At 66.3% G+C, this 24,600-nt stretch carries 16 protein-coding genes and 4 tRNA genes; 2 read left to right on the top strand and 18 right to left on the bottom strand.

Annotation, left to right across the window (positions count from 1 at the left end; translation table 11 throughout):
* Positions 1–123: 123 nt before the first annotated feature.
* The 3 genes from AC0IZS_RS11090 to AC0IZS_RS11080 form a co-directional block, all read right to left on the bottom strand.
* On the bottom strand, positions 124–774 hold the full coding sequence (locus AC0IZS_RS11090; RefSeq protein ID WP_471635665.1) for a BON domain-containing protein: 651 nt from the start codon (positions 772–774) through the stop codon (positions 124–126).
* The gene (locus tag AC0IZS_RS11085) at positions 771–1,376 is read right to left on the bottom strand and encodes an SIS domain-containing protein (protein ID WP_471635664.1); all 606 of its coding nucleotides are present in this window, start codon (positions 1,374–1,376) and stop codon (positions 771–773) included. The genes AC0IZS_RS11090 and AC0IZS_RS11085 overlap by 4 nt, the downstream gene beginning before the upstream one ends.
* 114 nt (positions 1,377–1,490) lie before the next feature.
* A complete protein-coding gene (locus tag AC0IZS_RS11080) occupies positions 1,491–1,913 on the bottom strand; it encodes a YraN family protein (protein WP_471635663.1) in 423 nt (140 codons plus the stop codon).
* Between AC0IZS_RS11080 and rsmI the strand changes: the two genes are divergently transcribed.
* Complete coding sequence (gene rsmI / locus AC0IZS_RS11075; protein WP_471635662.1) at positions 1,913–2,845, top strand: 16S rRNA (cytidine(1402)-2'-O)-methyltransferase; 933 nt, start codon at positions 1,913–1,915, stop codon at positions 2,843–2,845. The genes AC0IZS_RS11080 and rsmI overlap by 1 nt on opposite strands.
* Positions 2,846–2,849: 4 nt before the next feature.
* Here the strand turns inward: rsmI and AC0IZS_RS11070 are convergent, their stop codons facing one another.
* Together AC0IZS_RS11070 and AC0IZS_RS11065 are read right to left on the bottom strand one after the other, a co-directional pair.
* The gene (locus AC0IZS_RS11070; RefSeq protein WP_471635661.1) at positions 2,850–4,109 is read right to left on the bottom strand and encodes an Hsp70 family protein; all 1,260 of its coding nucleotides are present in this window, start codon (positions 4,107–4,109) and stop codon (positions 2,850–2,852) included.
* 196 nt (positions 4,110–4,305) lie between these two features.
* Entirely contained in the window at positions 4,306–5,202 is an 897-nt protein-coding gene (locus AC0IZS_RS11065; RefSeq protein WP_471639502.1) for a LysR family transcriptional regulator, read from the bottom strand.
* Positions 5,203–5,397: 195 nt separating this feature from the next.
* Between AC0IZS_RS11065 and AC0IZS_RS11060 the strand changes: the two genes are divergently transcribed.
* Positions 5,398–6,645, top strand: a complete 1,248-nt coding sequence (locus AC0IZS_RS11060; protein ID WP_471635660.1) for an MFS transporter — start codon at positions 5,398–5,400, stop codon at positions 6,643–6,645.
* Positions 6,646–6,784: 139 nt separating this feature from the next.
* Here the strand turns inward: AC0IZS_RS11060 and AC0IZS_RS11055 are convergent, their stop codons facing one another.
* The 13 genes from AC0IZS_RS11055 to rpoB form a co-directional block, all read right to left on the bottom strand.
* Positions 6,785–7,372: a nitroreductase family protein gene (locus tag AC0IZS_RS11055; RefSeq protein ID WP_471639501.1), complete on the bottom strand. Its 588-nt coding sequence runs from the start codon at positions 7,370–7,372 to the stop codon at positions 6,785–6,787.
* Positions 7,373–7,813: 441 nt separating this feature from the next.
* A tRNA-His gene (locus tag AC0IZS_RS11050) sits at positions 7,814–7,887 on the bottom strand.
* A 27-nt stretch (positions 7,888–7,914) separates the two neighbouring features.
* Positions 7,915–7,988, bottom strand: a tRNA-Cys gene (locus AC0IZS_RS11045).
* 152 nt (positions 7,989–8,140) lie between these two features.
* A tRNA-Pro gene (locus tag AC0IZS_RS11040) sits at positions 8,141–8,214 on the bottom strand.
* A gap of 717 nt (positions 8,215–8,931) precedes the next feature.
* Positions 8,932–9,510: a hypothetical protein gene (locus AC0IZS_RS11035; RefSeq protein WP_471635659.1), complete on the bottom strand. Its 579-nt coding sequence runs from the start codon at positions 9,508–9,510 to the stop codon at positions 8,932–8,934.
* Between the two features lie 377 nt (positions 9,511–9,887).
* A tRNA-Phe gene (locus tag AC0IZS_RS11030) sits at positions 9,888–9,963 on the bottom strand.
* A 60-nt stretch (positions 9,964–10,023) separates the two neighbouring features.
* The gene (locus AC0IZS_RS11025; RefSeq protein WP_471635658.1) at positions 10,024–10,704 is read right to left on the bottom strand and encodes a response regulator; all 681 of its coding nucleotides are present in this window, start codon (positions 10,702–10,704) and stop codon (positions 10,024–10,026) included.
* Between the two features lie 41 nt (positions 10,705–10,745).
* Positions 10,746–13,037 (bottom strand): sensor histidine kinase, encoded by a 2,292-nt coding sequence (locus AC0IZS_RS11020; protein ID WP_471635657.1) that lies wholly within the window; start codon positions 13,035–13,037, stop codon positions 10,746–10,748.
* Complete coding sequence (locus AC0IZS_RS11015; RefSeq protein ID WP_471635656.1) at positions 13,034–13,582, bottom strand: DUF4390 domain-containing protein; 549 nt, start codon at positions 13,580–13,582, stop codon at positions 13,034–13,036. The genes AC0IZS_RS11020 and AC0IZS_RS11015 overlap by 4 nt, the downstream gene beginning before the upstream one ends.
* Positions 13,583–13,649: 67 nt before the next feature.
* Positions 13,650–15,077 (bottom strand): 16S rRNA (cytosine(967)-C(5))-methyltransferase RsmB, encoded by a 1,428-nt coding sequence (gene rsmB / locus AC0IZS_RS11010; RefSeq protein WP_471635655.1) that lies wholly within the window; start codon positions 15,075–15,077, stop codon positions 13,650–13,652.
* A gap of 70 nt (positions 15,078–15,147) precedes the next feature.
* Entirely contained in the window at positions 15,148–15,702 is a 555-nt protein-coding gene (locus tag AC0IZS_RS11005; protein WP_471635654.1) for a LemA family protein, read from the bottom strand.
* Positions 15,703–15,961: 259 nt separating this feature from the next.
* Positions 15,962–20,206 carry a DNA-directed RNA polymerase subunit beta' gene (rpoC, locus tag AC0IZS_RS11000; RefSeq protein WP_471635653.1) on the bottom strand — a complete coding sequence of 1,415 codons (4,245 nt, stop codon included), beginning with the start codon at positions 20,204–20,206 and terminating at the stop codon, positions 15,962–15,964.
* 21 nt (positions 20,207–20,227) lie between these two features.
* Positions 20,228–24,340, bottom strand: a complete 4,113-nt coding sequence (rpoB, locus tag AC0IZS_RS10995) for a DNA-directed RNA polymerase subunit beta (RefSeq protein WP_471635652.1) — start codon at positions 24,338–24,340, stop codon at positions 20,228–20,230.
* Between the last annotated feature and the right edge of the window lie 260 nt (positions 24,341–24,600).

Here is a 24,600-nt window from a genome sequence, read left to right as displayed (position 1 = left end):
TCCGCAATCTGGGAGGGGGACACCCCCAGCGCGGCGGGGCGGCCCTTGCACGGGGCACTGGCCTTGGCCGCGCCAGTTTCATAGGCGGGAGGAGGCCAACCGGGCAACCCCGGTCGTCCAGGATCAGAGCGAGCGCGCAGGCGCGGTGTCGGTAGTGACCGGTGCCGGCGTGTTGCGGCGCAGTTCTTCCTCGGTGACGATCTCGAACACGCGCACGACCTTGCTCACGCCGCTCACGCCACGGGAGATTTCGGTGGCGCGGCCGGCTTCGCGCTGGGTGACGCGGCCCATCAGGTAGACGATGTTGCGCTCGGTCACCACTTTGAAGGCGTTGGCCGAGATGTCGGCAGCGTCCACAAAGCTGGCGCGCACCTTGCCGGTGATCACGGTGTCGTTGGAGCGCTGGCCCAGCGAGGTGTTGGGCAGCACGGCCAGGTCATTGACCACCGAGCGCACGTTCTCCACACCGGTCACGATGCGCTCGACCGTCTCGCGGTCCTGGGCACTGGCCACTTCGCCGGTCAACAGGGCCTGGCGGTTGTAGCTGGTCACGTTCACATGGGCACGGTCGCCCAGTGCCTCGCGGATGCGGTTGGCAGCACGCAGCTCAATGCCCTCGTCCTCGACCTGGGTGCCCGTCGTACGGCGGTCCACGGCCATCATGCTGCCCACCACGGCGCCCCCCACGATCAGCGGGGCACAGGCCGACAGGCCGGCTGCCAGGGCGGCAGCGGCCAGGGCCGTGCAGAGGGTACGGTTCACGGTTTGCTTCATAGCGGTATCTCCTGTTCACCAAGTAACTGGGCGTCCACGCCGTCGCACAGACAGTGCAGCACCAGGGCGTGGACTTCGCGCACGCGGGCGGCGCGGTCATGCGGCACGCTGATCAGCACGTCGGTTTCGCGCAGCGCGGCCGCCAGTTGCCCCCCGTTGCGGCCGGAGAGCACCACCACGGTCATATCGCGCTCGTGCGCGGCCTCGGTCGCTGCCAACAGGTTGGCGTCGTTGCCGCTGACCGACAGGGCCAGCAGCAGGTCACCCGCCTGGCCCAGTGCCCGCACCTGGCGGGCAAACTGCTGGGAACCCTGGTCCTGGGCGCCGGCCGGCCCGGCCGTCAGCAGGGTGCTGTCGGCCGTGAGGGCCAGGGCGGCCAGCTCGGGACGCTCGCGCTCGAAGCCGGCCACAAAGAAGGCGGCAAACTGCTGCGCCTCGGCGGCCGAGGGGCCATTGCCGCAGGCCAGCACCTTGCCGCCGCTGGTCACGCAGGCCAGCATGGCATGCACTGCCGCAGCGATGGGGGTGCTCAGGGTCTGGGCCGCCTGGTATTTCAGGTCGGCGCTGTCGATGAAGTGCTGTTGGATGCGTTGCTCAAGCATGGAGGCCCGATGATACCCGCCGCGTGTTACAGCTTTTGCCGCAAATTTTGTAGCAAAGGGTTTAGGCTGTGCAGGGCATTGCACGCCTGGAGGTGGTGGTGGAAGCTTGGGGACTTAGCTGGCATCGAAAGCCGCTTTGAGCCATTGCACCTGCTGCTCCTCCACCAGCACCACGTCGAATCGGCAGGGTGGGGGCGATGCCAGCCGCATCAGGTAGTGGCGCGCCGCCAGAACGATGCGCCGCTGCTTGGCCGTGCCAATGCTGCCGCCCGCGCCGCCGAAGGCCTGGCTGGCACGGCTGCGCACCTCCACGAAGACGGTGGTGCCGTCGCGCTCGCACATCACGAGGTCGATCTCGCCCCCGCCGCGCCCCGGCGTCCGATAATTGCGCGTGAGCAATTGCAGGCCTGCAGACTGCAGATGCGCCAGGGCGCGGTCTTCCGCCGCATTGCCTTGCGCCCGCGTGGTGCCACCGCCGGCGGCAGCGGGCTCCGGCTCCGCAACCGCCTGCTTTCGTCCAAATCCAAGGAATTTCATTGAGCGCCTCTTTCGCTTCCGCCCTCGATGCCGCACGCGATGCGGCGGCTGCGCAGCATTATCCGCAGGGGGCCCTGTACGTGGTGGCCACACCCATCGGCAACCTGGCCGACATCACCTTGCGCGCCTTGCACGTGCTGCAGCTGGCCGACACCGTGGCCTGCGAGGACACGCGCCACACCCAGTCCCTGCTGCGCGCCTATGGCATCGACAAGAACGCATCCCAGTTGCTCGCCGTGCACCAGCACAACGAGGCCGAGGCCGCGCAGAACGTGGTGCAGCGCCTGCAACAAGGGCAGCGCGTGGCCTATGTGAGCGATGCCGGAACGCCCGGCGTGAGCGACCCCGGTGCCCGCCTCGTGGCTGCCGTGCAGGCAGCCGGCCTGCGCTCCCTGCCGCTGCCGGGCGCCAGCAGCATCACCACCGCCCTGAGCGTGGCCGGCGCCGTGGCACACAGCGCCGAACATGGCGGCTTCGTGTTTGCAGGCTTCCTGCCGGTGAAGAATGCCGAGCGCGCCAGCACCATTGGCCAACTGGCCGGCGAGCCGCGCTGCGTGGTGCTGCTGGAAGCCCCCCACCGCATCGGTGAACTCGCGCAGGCCCTGGCGGTGCTGGGCGAGCGCCCGGTGACCCTGGCGCGCGAGCTGACCAAGCAGTTCGAGGAGGTGACCACCCTGCCTGCGCAGGCGCTCAGCGCCTGGCTGGAGGGCGCGCCCCAGCGCTCGCGCGGAGAATTCGTGGTGCTGTTGCACCCGGTGCCGGTGGCCGCCGATGACGGCGAGAGCCTGCGCGTGCTTCGCCTGCTGCTGGCCGAGCTGCCGCTCAAGACGGCCGTGCGCCTGGCGGCCGAGATCACCGGCGCATCGCGCAACGTGCTCTACGACACGGCCCTGGACTGGAAAAAGGGCGAGAAGGAAGGCGCCCAGGGCTGAAAGCTCAGTGCCCCGACACCGCCAGCCCCGCGGCCACCCCGCCGAAAAGATCTCCTTCGACCTGCGGGGTATCGGGAAACGCCCGGCGCAGGGCCTCGCGCAACGGGCGCAGCGCGGACGAGCCCCCGGTGAGGTAGATCGCATCCGGCCCGCGCGGCGCCAGGCCGGCCAGTAGCACGCACTCCTGCGCGCAGGCCACGACCTGTTCGAGCGGCGCGGCCAGGTGCCGGGCCAGCCCCTCGGGCGTGACCGCCGAGGCCAGCGCCGGCTCGATCCAGTCCAGCACCATGGCTGCCGAGGCATCCGACAGCGAGGCCGCGATCTTGGCCTGCTCCACAGTATTGGCCATGCGGTGGCCCAGGCGCTCGTTGAGCACCGTCATCAGCCGCGCATGCAGGCGCTGGTCGGCATAGTCGGTGCGCAGGTTCTGGGCATCACGCAGCGCCTTGGGTGCGTACAGCCACTGGATCAGGTGCCAGGTCGACAGGTCGAAGAACACGCGATTGGGAACCTCGCGCCCGCTCGGCCCGAGGTGCCGAAAGCCCAGCATGGGCATCAGCAGCTCCAGGCTGAGGCGCCGGTCGAAGTCGGTGCCCCCCACATGCACGCCCGTGGTGGCCAGCACGTCTGCCGCGCGGTCGGTGCCCAGCGCCAGGCGCTCGGGCCCCAGGCGCACCACGGTAAAGTCCGACGTACCCCCGCCGATGTCCACCACCAGCACCAGCGACTCATGGGTGATGCGCTGTTCGTAGTCGAGCGCGGCGGCCATGGGCTCGAACTGGAAGGACACGTTCTGGAACCCCGCTTCCAGCGCTGCCTTGCGCAGCGAGTCCTCGGCCTGCTGGTCGCGCGCCGGGTCATCGTCCACGAAGTGTACGGGCCGGCCCATGATCGCCTGCCCGGGCATGGCGCCCAGGTCCTCGGTGGCCTTTTTGGCCAGCATGCGCAGGAACAGGCCGATGATGTCCTGGTAGCTCATGAGCTGGTTGTGCACAGCCGTCTTGTCCTGCAGCAGCGCACTGCCCAGCAGGCTCTTGAGCGAGCGCATCAGCCGCCCCTCGGTGCCCGCCAGGTACTGGCCCACGGCATCGCGGCCGAAGTGGGTGCGGTGGTCCTCGGCGTTGAAGAACAGCGCCGTGGGCAGGGTGACGCCCTCCCCTTCCAGCGCGATCATGCGGGCGGGCGAGCGGCCCTGGCGCACCGCCATGGCCGAGTTGGAGGTGCCAAAGTCAATGCCGAGGGTGGTGTCCTTCAGGAGGGGCATGGGGAGTCAGGGAGGGGAAAAGGAGGCAACAAACAGAAAGAAGGACGGCGACTGCGCGCAGCCACGCCACGCCACAGGGCGAAGGCTGTCTGGTGGCGCAGCCGTGGCTCGGGATCCGGCCATGGCCGGGTCCTGCGCAGGGGAGCGGGATTGTGCCATGGCGCTGGAAGCCCCCCGGCCAGCGCCAGGAGCTGCCTCAGGGGGCCTGTTTCGGCACGATCATGGCCGGCACCGCCTCGCGCATGGCCGACACGAAGCGCAGCAGGCGCGAAGGGTAGAAGCGGGCATGCGGATAAATCAGGAACATCGGCAGCGGCGCCGGCTGCCATTGGGGTGCCAGCTGCACCAGCGCCCCCTGGACCAGTTCCTGCTGCATCAGCCAGGCCGAGCCCGCGCAGACCCCGAGCCCCAGCTTTGCCGCGCTGCGCAGGGCATACAGGCTATCGGTGCTCACGCGCGGGCGAAAGGCGATGCGGCGCGTTTCCCCCGTGGTGGCGTGGGTGAGCGCCAGCTCACTGCGGTAGTAGGTGTGCAGTGCCAGCCAGGGCAAGGCCGCCAGTCCGTCCGGATCCGTGGGCACCGTGCCCCCGGGCCCCAGCAGGGACGGCGCACCCACCACGATGCGCGGCACCTCGGCCAGGCGAATGGCCACCACCGCCGGGTCGGCCGGTTCGCCGACCTGGATGGCGCAGTCGATGCCCGCGCCAATGAAATCGCGCACATCGTCCCGCAGCAGCCATTCGACCGACACGCGCGGGTGCGCGTGCAGGAACTGCGCCAGCGGTCCCACGAACATCTCCTGCCCGAAGGCGTGCGGCATGGCCACGCGCAGCGTGCCCTCGGGCTCCTCCTGCGCACCGCGCAGGTCGGCCTCGAAGGAGGCCCAGCTCGCCAGCAGCGCCTTGGCCCGCTGGTAGCAACGCTCTCCGTCCACCGTGAGGCGCATGGTGTGGGTGGAGCGCTGCAGCAGGCGCAGCCCCAGGGACTGCTCCAGCGCCTGCAGGCGCCGGCTCACCGTGGGCTGGGTGGCATGCATCTGCGCTGCGGCGGCCGAAAGGCTGCCGGCCTCGACGATGCGCACAAAGGTCTCCATCAGCTGCAGGCGGTTGCCCAGCACACCGCCAGTGCCCGCCTGGGGCGCCGGGCCGGCGGACCGTGGGCTCGGTGGGTCAAAGGCAGTGTTTTTGGTCATGCAATGAACGTATATCCAATGTGCAAAGCATCGTACTACCAAGCGCGGCAGACCCCGAGCACACTTGAGTTCAAGGCTTCATCAAGGGTTAACACCATGTCTTTCATGCAAAAATCGGATGCGGCGATGGCCATCACACCCGGCGGCCAGGGGGCTGCGCCGGACGCTCCCACACTTCCTGCGCCCCTGGTGCTGCTGCTGGCGGCCGGGGCCGGCCTGGGCGTGGCCTCGCTGTACTACAGCCAGCCCATGCTGGGCGTGCTGGGGGCGGACTTCGGCGCATCCGGCCAGCCCGTGGGCTGGGTGCCCACGCTCACGCAATTGGGCTATGCGCTGGGCATCCTGTTGCTCGCACCGCTCGGGGACCGGTTCGACCGGCGCAGCATCATCCTCGCCAAGGCCGCCGCGCTGGTGGGTGCGCTGCTGCTCGCCGCAGCGGCGCCCGCCATCGGCGTGCTGCTGGCGGCCAGCCTGGCGATCGGCATCACCGCCACCCTGGCGCAGGACATCGTGCCCGCCGCTGCCACGCTGGCGCCCGCCGCACACCGTGGCAAGGTGGTGGGCACGGTGATGACCGGACTGCTGCTGGGTATTTTGCTGTCGCGCGTGGTCAGTGGCTTCGTGGCCGAGCATTTCGGCTGGCGCACCGTGTTCGTGGCCGCTGCCGCGAGCGTGGCCGCCATTGACATGGCCGTGTGGCGGGGCCTGCCACGTTTTCGCCCCACCACCCAACTGCCCTATGGCCAGTTGCTGGCCTCGTTGGGCGCATTGTGGTGGCGCCATCGCGGCCTGCGGCGCGCCGCCCTGGCGCAGGGCCTGCTCTCGGTGGGGTTCAGCGCCTTCTGGTCTACGCTGGCGGTGATGCTGCATGGCGCGCCTTTCCACCTGGGCAGCACGGCCGCCGGCGCCTTTGGCCTGGCCGGCGCGGCCGGTGCCCTGGCGGCGCCCCTGGCAGGCCGGCTGGCTGACCGCCTGGGACCGGAACCCATCACCCGCCTGGGCGCGGGCCTGGCCGCCCTGTGTTTTGCCGCGATGGCGCTGGCACCGTGGATGGGACCCACCGCCCAACTGTGCCTGCTGGTGGTCTGCGCCATCGGCTTTGACCTCGGGGTGCAGGCCGCCCTGATCGCGCACCAGACCCTGGTCTATGGCATCGACCCGGGCGCCCGCAGCCGGCTCAATGCCGTGCTGATGACGGGCATGTTCATTGGCATGGCCGCCGGTGCGGCCCTGGGCAGCCTGCTGCTGGCGCAATGGGGCTGGATGGGAGTGACGTTGCTGGCCGTGGCAACCAGCCTGGCGGCCCTGGCCGTGCGCATGGGGGCCTCGCCCCAGGCCGTCTGAGTCAGGCTAGTGTCCTGAGTTGGAAGTTCGTTGAAGAAAGAAATCTGCCGAAATCGCTGCCAAGCTAGGCGCAAAGCGCAGACATGCCGGGCGCATGGCGAGCATTTGCAACGACGCATGGCGGCGATTGTCGGTAGATTTATTCAACGAATTTCCAAATCGGGACACTGAAGGTGCCCGGCCCCGGCGGCACCCACTCGCGTACAAAGTCGGCCGCATCCAGGCGATTGGGCGGTGGCAGCCGGTCCTTGGGCGTGCCCATGTACAGAAAGCCCAGCAGGCGGTCAGCGGCACCCAGGCCCAATGCCGCCTTCACACTATCGTCATGTGAGTTCGCGCCTGTGGCCCAGAATCCGCCGAAGCCCAGGATGTGCAGGGCGTTGAGCATGTTCATCACGGCGGCACCGGTGGCCAGCACCTGCTCGCCGTCGGGCACCTTGTGCGGCACCTTCACATGGGCGACCAGGGCCACGAGCATCGGTGCCGCCACGGCCTTGCCGCGAAAACGCTCGCCATCGTCATAGGGGTCGCGCGCCCGGGCCGCCCGCGCGAACACCTGACCCAGCGCAGCGCGCGCATCGCCGCGCACGACGACGAAGCGCCAGGGCCGCAGTTGCCCATGGTCGGGCGCGCGCATGGCGGCAGCGAAGACCAGGTCCAGTGCAGCGGCATCGGGCGCCGGCTCGACCAGCGGCCAGGGCGAATGCCGGCTGAGCAGCAGGTCCATGGCATGGCGCTGCGCGGGGGACAACAGGGGGCGGGACAAGGCCAGGTGGAAGGGGTCGGAGACAGACATGGTGTCCTTTGCGATCGGGCGAAAAGAGCACCCCGGAGCCGGTCGGCATCGCGAGCGATGGCATGGGGACATGGTGGCGGGCGGCCTGGCGGCGACGGCCTTGCGCGCAACGGGCGTTGTGCGCGGGCGGTGCCCAGGGGCTGGCTGGCGCCGCGGTGGGAAGCCCACCCCATCGCGCGGCATGGAGGCCATCGTTCACCGGGGAACTGGCGAACGGGAACCATGGTAGACCAGGGTCGGGAGACACTGCCCGGGCGCGCGGTTTTCACCGGACTTGCGACAGGGTGTCTCACCAGTCCACGCAGGCTCTGGCCTTTCCAGTCCGATTCGAACAGATACCCCAGGGCTGGAGGCCGGGGCGTCGGCGCGTGATGGGGTGCACGAACGGAATCGAACCGTCGTCGGCGGGATCACAACCCGTCGCTCTGCCATTGAGCTACGCGCACCATGAAAGAAAAATACCGGCTGAAGATTGGAGGTGCGGACCGGATTCAAACCGGTGTCTGCGGATTTGCAATCCGCCGCATGGTCGCTTTGCTACCGCACCGGGAAAATGAGAAGACAAATGGCGTTCCGCAGGGGAATCGAACCCCTGGCTTCCTGGGGCTTGTTCACCCTGATTTCGGGGGTTGCGAAATCAGGGTGAACAGGCCCCGACAGGGAGGCACTCTGGCCACTGAGTCAGCGGAATAAAAACGGGGCCCCAGGAGAGAGTCGAACTCCCAAAATCTTGCGTCCATGACAAGCTCGCATGCCAGCTTCGCCACCGGGGCCGAAGAAAGAGAATGGCCCATTTCGCTTGTGTCCTCACGCGATGGGCAACGCAACGGCCGGCGCGCGCCCTTGGCAATAGCTGCACAGAAGCGGCCGTCCCTTCTGCACTTCCCGCCAGGCCGTCCAGGCGGCTGATAGTTGGCGGTGTCGGGAAGACACACCCGCAATGGAGCGGGCCGCCCGGCCAGATTCCGGAGGTCCACACAGGCGGGGTCGCAGCGCCGATTCCAGCGTTCGGCCAGGCCCCGCAGCAAGTTGTGAATGAGCGGTGCGCTGCAGCGCGATCACTGCAGGGGTGGATAAGACCGGCACGCCGCCCAGGTTGAAAAACAAAAAGGCCCGGAACCTTGCGGTGCCCGGGCCTCTGCGAAGAGCGCTTGGAGGGGAATATGCGCCTATGCGCCCCCTCCACCCGGTAGCAGCGGATCCCCATGGCCATGCGCGTCGCACCATTGCGCGGTCAGGCACGGCAGCTTGCGCAGGGCAACAGCACACAACGCGACGCGCACGAGCAGCCGGTCCGGTACGGGACGAGTGCTGGCGAGGGTGTCGGCTGCGTTCACGGTAGATCCTGCTGGGAAGCGGTTGGGGACGAATGGTGTGCGGCAAGGACCGCGATGGAGACGGACTGTAAAGAGTCTTTACAACCCCGTCAACAGCTGTGTGGAATTTTTTGCAAACACGTACCGACCGGCCCATGGGCTGCCACAGCGTGCTCAGGGCAACTGCGGGGGGCCGTCGCACAATTGCAGCACCCGGGCAACGAAGTCCGGATAGCCTGCCGTGGGCTGCTGGAGCAATGGCAGACCGGTCGCATGGGCTGCCGCCTCCAGGGCATGCGCCCACCGCAGGCCATCGTCGGGCTGTGCCAGTGCGCGCGCCTGGACACCCAGTACCAGTTCCTGCCCCCAGAAATACACTGCGCGCGCCTGCAGGTGGGACTGCATGCGCTGTACGTCGGACAGCGTCCTCGGTTCTGCAATGCCCAGCCAGATGTCGGCAAACAGAAAGTCGACTGGAGGCATGCCGGGCGCAGGCCGCCACTCCAGGGCGTCAGCCGCCACCAGCTCCACTTTGTCCGCAGCCGATGCCGGCAGGCCGGCAAGCACGCGGCACCGATCGAACAGTTCCAGCACATCCCTGTCGCGCTCCACCACCGTGACCCGCTGTACGGCGGGTTGCAGCGCGATGTTGGCCGTGGTCCAGCCCATGCCCAGGCCCATCACGACCGTGTGCCCATGCGCATGGCGGCACGCCAGTTCCTGGCTTTCGATCTCGAAGGGTGAGAGCGACATCCAGGTTTCCCAGTGATCGCCTGCCCCCTTGCGCAGGAGCAAGGCGGAATCCGCCGCGACACAGGGGCCACTGTGGTAGCCACGGTCCAGTCCCACGCGGCCACGCCGTATTTGCCATCGCCCCACGGCGCCCTCGGGGTATTGCGGCATGTGCCAGCTTGATTCGAACAACGGCAGGCCGAGCGCCTGTGCGAGTGCGCCAGCCGATGGCTGCAAAAACGAAGATGGGTCTGGGGATGGTGTATGCACGGCAGCCATCTTAGGAAACAGGCAAGCCCGCCGTCCAGCAGGAAATGACCCACCACGCGCCCGCGATAGGCGCCATCCCAATGCAAAAACGCCCCAGCACCGTTGAAAGTACTGGGGCGTTTGCGATTTGGTGGCCTGGGGCGGAATCGAACCACCGACACAAGGATTTTCAATCCTCTGCTCTACCGACTGAGCTACCGGGCCTGAGCCTCAAATTATAGCCAGAAAATTCGGGCCAAAAAGATTTGCTGCAGAAATTTTTCTTCAAACGCGCTTTCCGCGACCCAGGTCCACGCCCAGTTGGCGCAGCTTGCGGTACAGGTGGGTGCGCTCCAGGCCGGTCTTTTCGGCCACGCGGGTCATCGACCCGCCTTCGCGGGCAAGGTGGAATTCGAAATAGGCCTTTTCGAAGCCATCGCGCGCTTCGCGCAACGGGCGGTCCAGATCGAACCCCTGGTGCGAATGCGGGCCAGCCTCCACCCCGGAGAGGGCGGCAATCACGGGCACCTGGGTGAAAGGCGCGTCGGCTGGTGCTGCGGCCGGTGCCTGCACGGCCGCCACAGGGGCCGCATGGTGGGCGGCGTTGCGCGCCAGGCCCTGCTCCACCGCCTTGAGCAGCTTTTGCAGAGTGATGGGCTTTTCCAGGAAGGAGAAGGCACCGATGCGGGTGGCTTCCACCGCCGTGTCGATGGTGGCGTGGCCGCTCATCATGATGACGGGCATGGTCAGTATTCCGCCGGTGGCCCACTCCTTGAGCAGCGACACGCCATCGGTGTCGGGCATCCAGATGTCCAGCAGCACCAGGTCATAGCTGCTGCCGGCACGCGCCGCGCGGGCCTGTGTCGCGTTCTCTGCGAGGTCCACGCTGTGGCCTTCGTCGTTCAGGATTTCGGACAACAGGTCACGAATGCCGAGCTCATCGTCGACCACCAGAATGTTTGCCATGTGTGTTGAAGCGCCTTGGGAGGTACTGCGGGGCGTTGTTGTTATGCCGCCACCGCTGGTTCAGTGGCGAATGATAACGACACTTGGGCGCCCCGCACCACGCCATCTTCGACCCGGTTGGACAGGTCGATGCGGGCTCCGTGCTCGTCCGCGATCTTTTTGACCACCGCCAGACCCAGGCCGGTGCCACGCGGCTTGGTGGTGACGTAGGGCTCGAAAGCGCGCTGCAGGATGTGCGCAGGAAAGCCGCTTCCGCTGTCCGAAACCGTGAGCCGCACCCGCCCGGAAGACTCGCTCCAGCGCGTCGTGATGCGCACGGCCGGCAGGTTTTCGCCGCCCGCCGCACGGGCTTGTTCGGTCGCGTCCTGGGCGTTCTGCAGCAGGTTGTGTACCACCTGGCGCAACTGCTGCGCGTCGCCTGCGATCGCCGGGCAACGCGCGTCCAGCTCAGCTTTCACGGGGACTGTGGCGTTTTCCTCGCCGTACAGATGGAGCACGTCGGCCACCAGCGCGTTGATGTCCAGCGCGTGCAACTCGGCGGCCGGCAGGCGCGCGTAGTCCCTGAATTCGTTGACCAGGCGCTTCATGGCGTCGACCTGTTCCACGATGGTCTTGACCGACTTGGTGAGCACGGCCTGCTCGGTGGCCGCGACCTTGCCGGTGAGCTTCATCTCCAGCCTTTCGGCCGACAACTGAATGGGCGTCAGGGGGTTCTTGATCTCGTGCGCGAGGCGCCGCGCAACCTCGCCCCAGGCCTGTGCGCGCTGCGCCGAAACGATTTCAGAAATGTCGTCAAAAACCAACAGACGGGTCGAATCCGGGAGTTCCGCACCCCGCGCAATGATGCTGGTCGCATGCTGCCCGACCCCTGCGAGCGAGGCGTGCAGCTCGAACGGGTGCTGCCAGTGGTCCAGCCCGTGGTGGTCGCGCTCGCCCAGAAAGGCGGCAAACTGCTTTTGCACGGCGGCGGCAAAGTCGGCCAGGCCGGGCACCCCGGCCAGTGCCTGCCCCTCGAAGGCGGCCATGGGCGCACGCAGGATGCGCGTGGCGCCTGGATTGGACGAGCGGATGGTGCCCGCGCCATCGAGCACCATCACCCCGGCAGTGAGGTTGTCGAGGATGGTCTGCAGGTTGGCGCGCGCCGCATCCACTTCGCTCATGCTCTGCTCCACCGCGCCCCTGGCATCGGCCAGCTGCTGGGTCATGAGCGCGAACGAGCGGGTCAGGCCGCCGAGTTCGTCCTTGCCCTGCAGGGCCGCCTTGGGGCTGAGGTTGCCGGCGGCGACTTCGCGCACCCCCTCGGCCAGCACCAGCAGCGGCCGCACCAGCTGGTTGCCGAGCAGCACGGCCAGCAGCACGGCACCGAAGACGGCCAGGAACAGGCTCAGCGTGAGCGTGCCCACGTACATGCGCCGCAGGCCGCCACGTGCCAGCGCGCGCTCCTGGTACTCGCGGTTGGCCTCCTGCACGGCGATAGCGTTCTCCACCAGGGCCGGAGGCAGCATCAGCGTGGCCTGCAGGTAGCGCGGCTCGGCCAGCAGGCCCACCGCAGGGCTGCTGACCAGGGCGATGATCTTTACGCGCGCGTTCTGCACCGCGGCAGGGTCGGCAATGTCGTCCAGTCCCTCGATCTGCGTCAGCGCCCGCTGCTGGCGCACCGTGCGCAGCAGCGGCACACCGGGCCGCTCGGGGTTCAGGCTGAAACGGGACTGGCCAGCGCTGGCCACGGCCTGCCCGGCACTGTTCCACAGGATGACGTCGGTGGCCCCCAACTGGTCGCGGATGCGTTCGAGCACCACTCCGGCGGAGGTGTCGGGGACCTGCGCCACCTGGGCACTGGCGGTGCGCGTCTTGGAGGCCATGTCGGTGGCCAGGGCATCGAGCGACACACGCGCCAGGTTCACCCCGGCGGACAGAGCCCCCTCCACCTTCACGTCGAACCAGCTTTCGATGGAGCGGGTCACGAACTGGTAGGACACCACATAGATCAGCAGGCCCGGCACCAGGCCGACCAGCGCAAAGATGGCCGCCAGCTTGACCAGCAGACGGCTGCCAAACCGGCCCCGGCGCAGGCGCAGCCACAGGCGCACCGCCACCCAGCCCAGCACCGCCAGCAGCAAAAGGGCCACCAGCACGTTCACGCCGAAGAGCCAGGCGTAATTGCGCTCGTACAAGGCGCGGTTGTTGGTGGCCAGCGTCAGCAGGAACAGGAGCACCAGCCCGATGGCGGACATGATGGCCGCCCCCACCCCTACCGCCCAGCGCACGGCGCGGGACTGGCGCGCCGCCAGATGGGCCGAAGCCGACGCTGGCGACGCAGGGCCGGGTGTCACTTGGCGCCTTCCGGCAAGGCGAGGCGCCCGGAGCGCGAGACGAGCAGGTTCCAGCCGGAGCGGCCCACGGCGCCGATCTGGAACGGACGGGGCAGTTGCGACATGTCGAGCCTGAACCGAAACTGTATCGTATGGCCCGTATCGGCATCGATCGCGGCAGCTTCTGCGATCTTCCAGCGCGAAACCCGCTGCATTGCCGACAGCGCATCTTCCAGATCGTCGAAATTCTGACCCAGCGCTACCCCCAGGCCGGTGTTGGTGATGGGGGATGCAGAGGTGCTCAGCCGCCAGCGCCGGGTCAGGGGCTGGTAGCTCAGCCGAAGGTAGCGCGTGGCCTCGGCCACCAGGCGGTCGGACCAGTACCAGCGGTCACGCATGACCTGCGCTTCCATCACGAAGTACATAGGAATGCCCTTGCGCAGGGCATCCTCGGCGAGCTCGGGCAGGTCGAATTCCAGGCTGGTGCTCAGGTAGATGCCATCGTCCAGGCGCTGCAGGCGCAGTTCGGCGACTTCGCCGCGGTTGGCCTCTGCCAGGGCGGACATCGGCCATGCCAGAAAGGTAATCAGCACCAAAAGCGCACCAATCCACATCCAACGAGCTGCCAAGCGCTCAGTCGGCCGATTTTTGCAACAGTGCGTAAAAAAATCCGTCGTGATCACCGAATCGATTGTCCGGGACAGCCCCCTGCTTGTCCGGTGCGCGGGGGATTAAATGCCCGGGCGAGGGGAGCAAATGTGCATCGGTGTTGTGTGCAAGAAACGTTTGCACCTGCGCATCGCCCTCCGCACGGAAGACGGAGCAGGTGCAGTACAGCAGCCGCCCGCCCGGCGCGACCAGCGGCCACAGGCTGGCCAGCAGCTGCTTTTGCAGGGCTGCGAGCTGGGCGATGTCCGTCTCGCGGCGCAGCCAGCGCACGTCGGGGTGGCGCCGCACGATGCCGGACGCCGTGCACGGCGCGTCGAGCAGGATGGCATCGAACCGCGCCCCGCCATTGGCCGCCTGCCACCAGGCCTCAGGCCGGGCGGCGTCGGCCACCAGCACCTGGGCGGCCAGGCCCAGGCGCGAAAGGGTCTGGTGGATGCGCTCGGCGCGCGTGGCGTCGATCTCCAGCGCTGTCACCTGCAGCGCAGCGCCCTCCCCGGCCATCTCCAGCAGGTGGGCCGTCTTGCCACCGGGTGCGGCGCAGGCGTCCAGCACGCGCAGCTCGCGCGCGCGATCCATGCCCTGCAGCAGCAGCGGGGCCGCCTGCTGGGCCGCCATGTCCTGCACCGATACCCGGCCCTGGGCAAAGCCAGGCAGCACCTGCACCGGCAGTGGCCGGTGCAGCACCAGGCCATCGGTGCCTGCCGCGTCGGCACCGGACCCCAGGTCGGCCAGTTCCTGCTGGTACTGCGCTTGGCTGCCCTGCAGGCGGTTCACGCGCAGCGCCATCGGGGCGTGGGTGTTGTTGGCGTGCAGGATCTGCTCCCACTGCTGGGGGTGGTCCTTCTGCAGACGCTTGATCCACCACAGCGGATGGTTCCAGCGCGCCACGGGGTCGGCATCGGTGGCCGCCACCAACGCATCGCTTTCGCGCAGGAAGCGCCGCAGGCAGGCATTGATGAATGAAGACTGGGCGCGCGTGGCGGGGTGCCGCTTGGCCGCCTCCACCGCCTGGTTGACCAGGGTGAAGGGCTCGTAGGGTGCTTCGTCGGCACGCCAGCACAGCGCCAATGCGCTGCACAGCAGCGCGTCCGCGTCGGGCGGCGGCGGACGCTTGGCCAGTTGGCGCCGCAGGGCCTCCGCACGCCCGAGGTTGCGCAGCACATGGAACAGCAGGGCCTGCACGCCGGGGCGCAGCGTGGTGCTGACCGCGTCCAGCGCGGCCGTGCCCGAGACACCTTCGCGGATGGACTGGAGCACGCCAGCCACGGCGATGAGCTGCTGCCACAGCGCCACCTGCTGCGCATCGCCTCCGCGGCCGGCACCGGCTTGCGCGGGGTTGCGATCAGGGCGCAGCCCTTCGGGCGCTGCAGGGTGGGAGGGGGCTGGATGCATGGTGGGTGCCTCGTGGTGCCGGCGCACAGGTGCGCTGGCGGTCAAAAGAAAGGGGGCCGGGGCGCCTTCATCACAGCCCCTTGGTGGCCTTGAAGCCGAAAATCCAGGCGAGCACACGGGCGGGAAACTGGTGGATGGCGGCGTCGTGCTGCGCGGCCGCATGGTTGATCACCTGCACAGCCAGATCGATCTGCGCATGGTGCTCTTCCCAGCGGATGGACCAGGGCGCCAGCATGTCCCTGGCGCCGGGGCCATCGGCCTCGGTCACCACGCTGCGCCAGGTGGCGTCGAGCACGCTGCGCGCCGCGGTGAGTGCGGCCAGCGCATCGCGCTGCAGAGGCTGCGAGCGCGCCACGGCCAGCGATGCGCCCATCTGCGTGGTGGCGCCGCGCAAGGCCGCCACCTTGGCGGGGTCCAGCACCGGGCCCTGCGGCTGCGGCAAATGGTCCGCAATGCCGCCGGGCATGGCGGGGTCCGAGATGTGGTGGTGGCCCTGGACGGCATCGAATTCACCGAGCAGTGCCATCAGGCGCACGAGGTGGGCGTCCACCGCGCCAAAAGCCTGGACCACAGAGGAGCGCAGCCGTGTCAGGCGGTTGTAGGCCCCCAGGGCCCAGAACAGCATGATGGCGACAAAAATCCAGAAAAGGGGCGATGACCACATACACATTGCCAGGGGCGTGCGCTGCAGGGGCAGCCCGTGGCCGAGAAAGAGGAAACAGGAAACGGGAAAAAATCGGAGCGCTCTACCGCACCAGTAAAAACGCTCCCGGCCTGTCCAGGGACAGGGCGGGAGCGCTTCAGAGCCTCGACCTGCGCCGGACCAGGTCCCCATGCGCCGCACATTGCATCGCTGGGGTCTCCTTGTCCGGTGCCAACTGGCTTTAGTCTGCGGAAGCGTCCGTGGCGGTGGTGGTGCTGCTGCCTTCGACTTCCGTGGCATCGTCGGTGGACGAGGCTGCCATTTCAGCGGCTTCGGCTTCGGCGATGGCACGGCGCTCGGCGTCGTCCATGGCGTCCTTGGCCTTGCGCGCCTGGTGGTAGGCCATGCCGGTACCAGCTGGGATCAGGCGACCCACGATCACGTTTTCCTTCAGGCCACGCAGCTCGTCGCGCTTGCCCATGATGGCAGCCTCGGTGAGCACGCGGGTGGTTTCCTGGAAGGAAGCCGCCGAGATGAACGAGTCGGTGGACAGAGACGCCTTCGTGATACCCAGCAGCAGGTTGCTGTAGGTCGCAGGAATCTTGCCTTCGGACTGCAGTGCATCGTTGGTGTTGAGGATCTCGGAACGCTCGACCTGCTCGCCACCGATGTAGTTCGACTCGCCGACGTTCTCGACCACGACGCGGCGCAGCATCTGGCGAACGATCACCTCAATGTGCTTGTCGTTGATCTTCACGCCCTGCAAGCGGTACACGTCCTGCACTTCATCGACGATGTAGCGCGACAGCTCTTCGATGCCCAAGAGGCGCAGGATGTCCTGCGGATCGGCCGGGCCGTCGACGATGGACTCGCCCTTGTTCACCACCTGGCCTTCGTGCACCAGGATGTTCTTTTCCTTGGGCACGAGTTCTTCGAACACATGGCCTTCGGGGTCGGTGATCTGCAGGCGGACCTTGCCCTTGGTTTCCTTGCCGAACGACACGGTACCGGTCATCTCGGCCAGCGTGCCCTTGTCCTTCGGGGTACGGGCTTCGAACAGCTCGGCAACGCGGGGCAGACCCCCGGTGATGTCGCGGGTCTTCTGGCCTTCGACCGGAATACGCGCCAGCACTTCGCCGGGGCCCACGTCCTGGCCGTCACGCACCTGGATGAGCGAACCGATCTGGAAGCCGATGGTCACCGAGTGGTCGGTGCCAGGGATCTTCACTTCGTTGTTCTGCGCATCGATCAGCTTGACCTGCGGACGCACGACCTTGGCTGCGCCGCGGCGCTTGGGGTCGATCACCACCAGGGTGGACAGACCGGTCACTTCGTCGAGCTGCTTGGCGACCGTGAGGCCTTCCTCGACGTTCTCGAACTTCACCTGGCCGGCGAACTCGGTAATGATCGGGCGCGTCAGCGGATCCCAGTTGGCCAGGATGGTGCCGGCCTTGATGGACTGGTCGGCCTTGACCGTCAGCAGGGCGCCGTACGGCACCTTGTGGCGCTCGCGCTCGCGGCCATGCTCGTCGTGGATGATGATTTCACCCGAACGCGCAATCACCACCAGCTCGCCCTTGGTGTTGCTCACGTAGCGCATCGTGGCATTGAAGCCGATCACACCGTTGGACTTGGCTTCCACGCTCGAGGCGATGGCAGCGCGCGATGCGGCACCACCGATGTGGAAGGTCCGCATGGTCAGCTGCGTGCCGGGTTCGCCGATGGACTGGGCAGCAATCACACCCACGGCTTCGCCGAGGTTGATCAGGCCGCCGCGGCCCAAGTCGCGTCCGTAGCACTTGGCGCACAGGCCGTAGCGGGTTTCGCAGGTCAGCGCCGTGCGCACCTTGACTTCGTCCACGCCAGCGGCTTCGATTTCCTCGATGAGGTCTTCTTCCAGCATCACGCCGGCAGGCACCAGCACCTTGCGGGTCTCGGGGTGCAGCACGTCTTCGGCAGCGGTGCGGCCCAGGATACGGTCGCGCAGCGATTCGATCACTTCACCGCCTTCGACGATGGCGCGCATCAGCGAGCCATTGGCGGTGCCGCAATCCTCTTCGGTCACGACCAGATCCTGCGTCACGTCCACCAGGCGGCGCGTCAGGTAGCCGGAGTTGGCCGTCTTCAGCGCCGTGTCGGCCAGACCCTTACGGGCACCGTGGGTGGAGATGAAGTACTCCAGCACGTTCAGGCCTTCGCGGAAGTTCGCGGTAATGGGCGTCTCGATGATCGAGCCGTCAGGCTTGGCCATCAGACCCCGCATGCCGGCCACCTGGCGGATCTGGGCGGCAGAGCCGCGGGCACCCGAGTCGGCCATCATGTAGATGGAGTTGAAGGACTCCTGGTCCACTTCCTTGCCGTGGCGGTCGATGACCTTTTGCTTGGACAGCTGGGCCATCATCACCTTGGACACTTCGTCGCCGGCCTTGCCCCAGATGTCCACCACCTTGTTGTAGCGCTCGCCGGAGGTCACCAGACCCGAGACGTACTGCTGCTCGATCTCCTTCACTTCCTTCTCGGAGCGCTCGATGATGCCGGCCTTCTGTGGCGGCACCAGCATGTCGTCGATGCAGATGGAGATGCCGGCGCGGGTGGCCAGGCGGAAACCGTTTTGCAGCAGCTTGTCGGCGAACACCACCGTTTCCTTCAGACCGCACTTGCGGAAGGAAACGTTGATGAGCTTGGAGATTTCCTTCTTCTTGAGCGCCTTGTTGATGTTCGAGAATGGCAGGCCCTTGGGCAGGATCTCGGACAGCAATGCACGCCCAGTGGTCGTTTCCACCATCTTGACTTCGGGCACGAACTCGCCGGTGTCCTTGTTCTTGGACCATTCGGTCAGGCGCACATTGATGCGCGTGGCCAACTCGACCTCGCCCGCGTCGAAGGCGCGCTGCACTTCGCCGGTGTCGGCGAAGATCAGGCCTTCGCCCTTGCCGTTGATACGGTCACGGGTGGCGTAGTACAGGCCCAGCACCACGTCCTGCGAAGGAACGATGGAGGGTTCGCCCGAAGCCGGGAACAGCACGTTGTTGGAGGCCAGCATCAGCGTGCGGGCTTCCATCTGCGCTTCGACCGACAGCGGGACGTGGACGGCCATCTGGTCACCGTCGAAGTCGGCGTTGAAGGCCGCGCAGACGAGGGGGTGCAGCTGGATCGCCTTGCCTTCGATCAGGATGGGCTCGAACGCCTGGATGCCCAGGCGGTGCAGCGTAGGCGCACGGTTGAGCATCACCGGGTGTTCCTTGATGACCTCTTCCAGGATGTCCCACACCACCGGCGTGCCGGATTCGACTTCCTTCTTGGCGGCCTTGATCGTCGTCGCGATGCCCATGGCTTCCAGGCGCGAGAAGATGAAGGGCTTGAACAGCTCCAGGGCCATCAGCTTGGGCAGGCCGCACTGGTGCAGCTTGAGCGTCGGGCCCACGGTGATCACGGAACGACCGGAGTAGTCCACGCGCTTGCCCAGCAAGTTCTGGCGGAAACGGCCGGACTTGCCCTTGATCATGTCGGCCAGCGACTTCAGGGCGCGCTTGTTGGCGCCCGTCATGGCCTTGCCACGGCGGCCGTTGTCCAGCAGCGAGTCCACGGCTTCCTGCAGCATCCGCTTTTCGTTGCGGGCGATGATTTCAGGGGCCTTCAATTCCAGCAGGCGGCGCAGGCGGCTGTTGCGGTTGATGACGCGGCGGTACAGGTCGTTCAGGTCGGACGTTGCGAAGCGGCCGCCGTCCAGCGGCACCAGCGGACGCAGGTCCGGTGGCAGCACGGGCAGCACTTCGAGCACCATCCACTCGGGCTTGATACCCGACTTCTTGAACGCTTCGAGCACCTTCAGGCGCTTGGCGTTCTTCTTGACCTTGACTTCGGAGCCGGTCAGGTCGCCGCGCAGGCGTTCGATCGACAGGTCGATGTCGATGGATTCCAGCAGGTCCTTGATGCCTTCGGCGCCCATCTTGGCGATGAACTCGTCGCCGTATTCCTTGCGCTTGGCGTCGTAGTCGTCCTCGGACATGATGCTGAACTTCTTCAGCGGGGTCATGCCGGGGTCGGTCACCACGTAGGCTTCAAAGTACAGCACGCGTTCGATGTCGCGCAGCGTCATGTCCAGCACCAGGCCCAGGCGCGATGGCAGCGACTTCAGGAACCAGATGTGTGCGCAGGGGGCGGCCAGATCGATGTGGCCCATGCGCTCGCGGCGCACCTTGGTCTGCGTGACTTCAACGCCGCACTTCTCGCAGATCACGCCGCGGTGCTTGAGGCGCTTGTACTTGCCGCACAGGCATTCGTAGTCCTTGATGGGGCCGAAGATCTTGGCGCAGAACAGGCCGTCGCGCTCGGGCTTGAACGTGCGGTAGTTGATGGTTTCGGGCTTCTTCACTTCGCCGAAGGACCACGAACGGATCTTCTCGGGCGAAGCCATGCCGATGCGGATGGCATCGAAGTGCTCATCCGGCGTGAATTGCTTGAACAGGTCGAGTAGCGATTTCATAGTGACTCTTTCCTTTTCCGCTTAGGAGCGTTCCAGCTCGATATCAAGGCCCAGCGAGCGGATTTCCTTGACCAGCACATTGAACGATTCCGGCATGCCGGCTTCGATCGCGTGTTCGCCCTTGACGATGGACTCGTACACCTTGGTACGGCCCACCACGTCGTCGGACTTGACGGTGAGCATTTCCTGCAGGACGTAGGCTGCACCGTAGGCTTCCAGCGCCCACACTTCCATTTCCCCGAAACGCTGGCCACCGAACTGGGCCTTGCCGCCCAGCGGCTGCTGCGTGACCAGGGAGTACGGACCCGTGGAACGCGCATGCATCTTGTCGTCCACCAAGTGGTGCAGCTTCAGGTAGTGCATGTAGCCAATGGTGGTGGGACGCTCGAAGCGGTCACCGGTGCGGCCATCGTGCAGGTAGGCCTGCGTGCGCGTGGGCGTCAGGCCCTTGCGCGCAGCGATGTCGTCGGGGTAGGCCAGCTTGAGCATGTCCATGATTTCTTCTTCCGAAGCACCATCGAACACGGGGGTCGCGTAAGGCACGCCAGCGGTCAGATGCCCGGCCATGGCCAGCACGTCTTCGTCCGTCAGCTGCGACAGGTCTTCCTTGCGGCCGCGCGAGTTGTACACCTCTTCGAGGAAGGTGCGCATTTCCGCCGCCTTGGTTTCCTGCTGCAGCATGTCGCCGATGCGCTGGCCGATGCCCTTGCCGGCCCAGCCCAGATGGACTTCGAGCACCTGCCCGATGTTCATCCGCGAAGGCACGCCCAGCGGGTTCAGCACGATGTCGGCAGGGGTGCCGTCGGCCATGTAGGGCATGTCTTCGACAGGAACGATCTTGGAGACCACACCCTTGTTGCCGTGGCGGCCGGCCATCTTGTCACCAGGCTGCAGGCGGCGCTTGACGGCCAGGTAGACCTTGACCATCTTGAGCACGCCCGCTGGCAGCTCGTCGCCTTGCGTGAGCTTCTTGCGCTTTTCCTCGAAAGCCAGGTCGAAGCTGTGGCGCGTCTGCTCCAGAGCGTTCTTGATGGATTCGAGCTGGGTGGCGACTTCGTCTTCGGCAGGGCGGATGTCGAACCAGTGGAACTTTTCCACCGAGGCCAGGTAGGCCTTGTCGATCTTCGTGCCCTTGGCCAGCTTTTGCGGGCCGCCGTTGGCCACACGGCCGTTGAGCAGCTTCTCGATACGGTCGAAGGCGTCGGCCTCGACGATGCGCAGTTGGTCGTTCAGGTCCAGGCGGAAGCGCTTGAGTTCATCGTCGATGATCTGCTGGGCGCGCTTGTCGCGCTGGATGCCTTCGCGGGTGAACACCTGCACGTCGATCACGGTGCCTTGCGAGCCCTGGTCCACGCGCAGCGAGGTGTCCTTCACGTCGGAAGCCTTCTCGCCGAAGATGGCGCGCAGCAGCTTCTCTTCGGGCGTGAGGGTGGTCTCGCCCTTGGGCGTGACCTTGCCGACCAGCGTATCGCCGGGCTGCACTTCGGCGCCCACGTAGATGATGCCGGACTCGTCCAGGCGGTTCAGTTGCTGCTCCGACAGGTTCGGAATGTCGCGCGTGATTTCTTCCGCACCCAGCTTCGTGTCGCGGGCCATGACCACCAGTTCCTCGATGTGGATCGAGGTGTAGCGGTCTTCGGCCACCACGCGTTCGGAGATCAGGATCGAATCTTCGAAGTTGTAGCCGTTCCAGGGCATGAAGGCGATCAGCATGTTCTGGCCAATGGCGATTTCGCCGAAGTCCGTCGATGCGCCGTCGGCGATCACGTCACCCTTGACCAGCATGTCGCCCTTCTTGACGATGGGACGCTGGTGGATGTTGGTGTTCTGGTTGGAACGCTGGTACTTGATGAGGTTGTAGATGTCCACGCCCACTTCGCCGGCAACGGCTTCGACGTCGTTCACACGCACCACGATGCGGGTGGCATCCACGTAGTCCACCACACCGCCACGGCTGGCCGTGACCACGGTGCCGGAGTCGACTGCGGCCACGCGCTCGATGCCCGTGCCCACCAGGGGCTTCTCGGGACGCAGCACAGGCACGGCCTGGCGCGACATGTTGGCGCCCATCAGCGCGCGGTTCGCATCGTCGTGCTCCAGGAACGGAACCAGCGAGGCGGCCACCGACACGATCTGCGCGGGCGACACGTCCATGTACTGCACGCGGTCTGCGCCGCACAGGATGGATTCACCCTTTTCACGGGCCGACACCAGGTCACCCGTCAGGCGGCCGTCCTTGTCGAGCAGGGCGTTGGCCTGCGCGATCACGTACTTGCCTTCTTCGATGGCCGACAGGTAGTCGATCTCGTTCGTGACCTTGGCGTCCACCACGCGGCGGTACGGGGTCTCGATGAAACCGTACTCGTTCAGGCGGGCGTACAGGGCCAGCGAGTTGATCAGGCCGATGTTCGGGCCTTCAGGCGTTTCGATAGGGCAGACGCGGCCGTAATGGGTCACGTGCACGTCACGCACTTCGAAGCCTGCGCGTTCGCGGGTCAGACCGCCCGGGCCCAGTGCGGAAACACGGCGCTTGTGCGTGATTTCGGCCAGGGGGTTGGTCTGGTCCATGAACTGCGACAGCTGCGAGGCACCGAAGAATTCCTTCAGGGCGGCCGAGATCGGCTTGCTGTTGATCAGGTCGTGCGGCATCAGCGGCTCTTGCTCGGCCTGGCCCAGACGCTCCTTCACGGCCTTCTCGATACGTGCCAGGCCGGTGCGGTACTGGTTTTCGGCCAGTTCGCCCACGCAGCGCACGCGGCGGTTGCCCAGGTGATCGATGTCATCGACTTCGCCGTTGCCGTTGCGCAGGTCCACCAGGATCTTGACCACGGCCAGGATGTCCTCGTTGGACAGCACCATGGGGCCGGTGGATTCGTCGCGGCCGATCTTGGCGTTGAACTTCATGCGGCCCACGCGCGACAGGTCGTACGTGTCGGGGTTGTAGAACAGGCGCTGGAACAGGGCCTGCACTGCGTCTTCGGTTGGCGGCTCGCCGGGGCGCATCATGCGGTAGATGGCCACGCGGGCTGCGAACTCGTCCACCGTTTCGTCGATGCGCAGGGTCTGCGACATGTACGCGCCCTGGTCGAGTTCATTGGTGTAGATGCACTGCACGTCCTGGATGCCGGCCACGCGCAGCTTCTTGAGCAGCGCTTCGGTCAGCTCGTCGTTGGCCTTGGCGATGATTTCGCCGGTGTCCGTATCGACGATGTTGCGGGCCACCACGCGGCCGATCAGGAAGTCTTCGGGCACGCTGATGTGCGTGGTGCCCGACTGCTCCAGTTCACGGGTGTGGCGTGCGGTGACGCGCTTGTCCTTGGCGACCACGACCTTGCCCGACTTGTCGGTGATGTCGAAACGCGCGACTTCGCCGCGCAGGCGCTCGGACACGAATTCCATCTGCGCACCGCTGTCCATGATGCGGAAGTTGTCGTTCACGAAGAAGTTCGCGAGGATGGACTCGGGGTTCAGGCCGATGGCCTTGAGCAGGATAGTGACCGGCATCTTGCGGCGACGGTCCACGCGGAAGTACAGGATGTCCTTCGGGTCGAATTCGAAGTCCAGCCAGGAGCCGCGGTAGGGGATGATGCGCGCCGAGAACAGCAGCTTGCCCGAGCTGTGCGTCTTGCCCTTGTCGTGTTCGAAGAACACGCCAGGCGAACGGTGCAGCTGCGAAACGATCACGCGTTCCGTGCCGTTGATGATGAAGGAGCCCTTTTCGGTCATCAGGGGCACTTCGCCCATGTAGACCTCTTGTTCCTTGACTTCCTTGACCACCTTGGACTGCGACGTCGAGGACTCGCGGTCATAGATGATCAACTGCACCTTGGCGCGCACGGCCGAGGCGAAGGTCAGACCACGGGTCTGGCACTCGCGCACGTCGAAAGCCGGCTTGGCCAGGTTGTACTCGATGAACTTCATCTCCACAAACCCGTTGTGCGAGACGATGGGGAAGGCAGCGTCAAAGGCAGCCTGCAGACCTTCAATGGTGCGTTTTTGCGGTGCTTTATCAGCCTGCAGGAAGGCGGTGTATGCGTCCTTCTGCATCTGCAGCAGATAAGGAACTTCCAGCACGCTGTCGCGGCTGCCGAAACTTTTGCGGATTCGCTTGCGTTCGGTATAGGAATAGGCCATGAGATCTCCGGGCAAAGACATGAGTCCTGGGTCTTCGACGACTGACCCGCAAAGGCTCTCCTCCTTGCGGGCTTGGCGGTTGGCCACTACCAACCATGGCGGACGGCGATGCGTTGCACATCACCCGAACCAAGGTATCTTCTGCTGTCGGGGTTGTCAGAAGACACTCGAAAACCGCTTTGGAGATGCGGCTTTCGGGTGCGCTCTGAAAGCACCAAAGGCTGGAGGCCCGCGAGGAGCACTCCAGCCCTTGAGGGGGA

Source organism: Acidovorax sp. AC410 (assembly GCF_979253235.1).
Note: the sequence above shows the minus strand (reverse complement) of the source record. Positions and strands in the feature narration are given on the sequence as shown.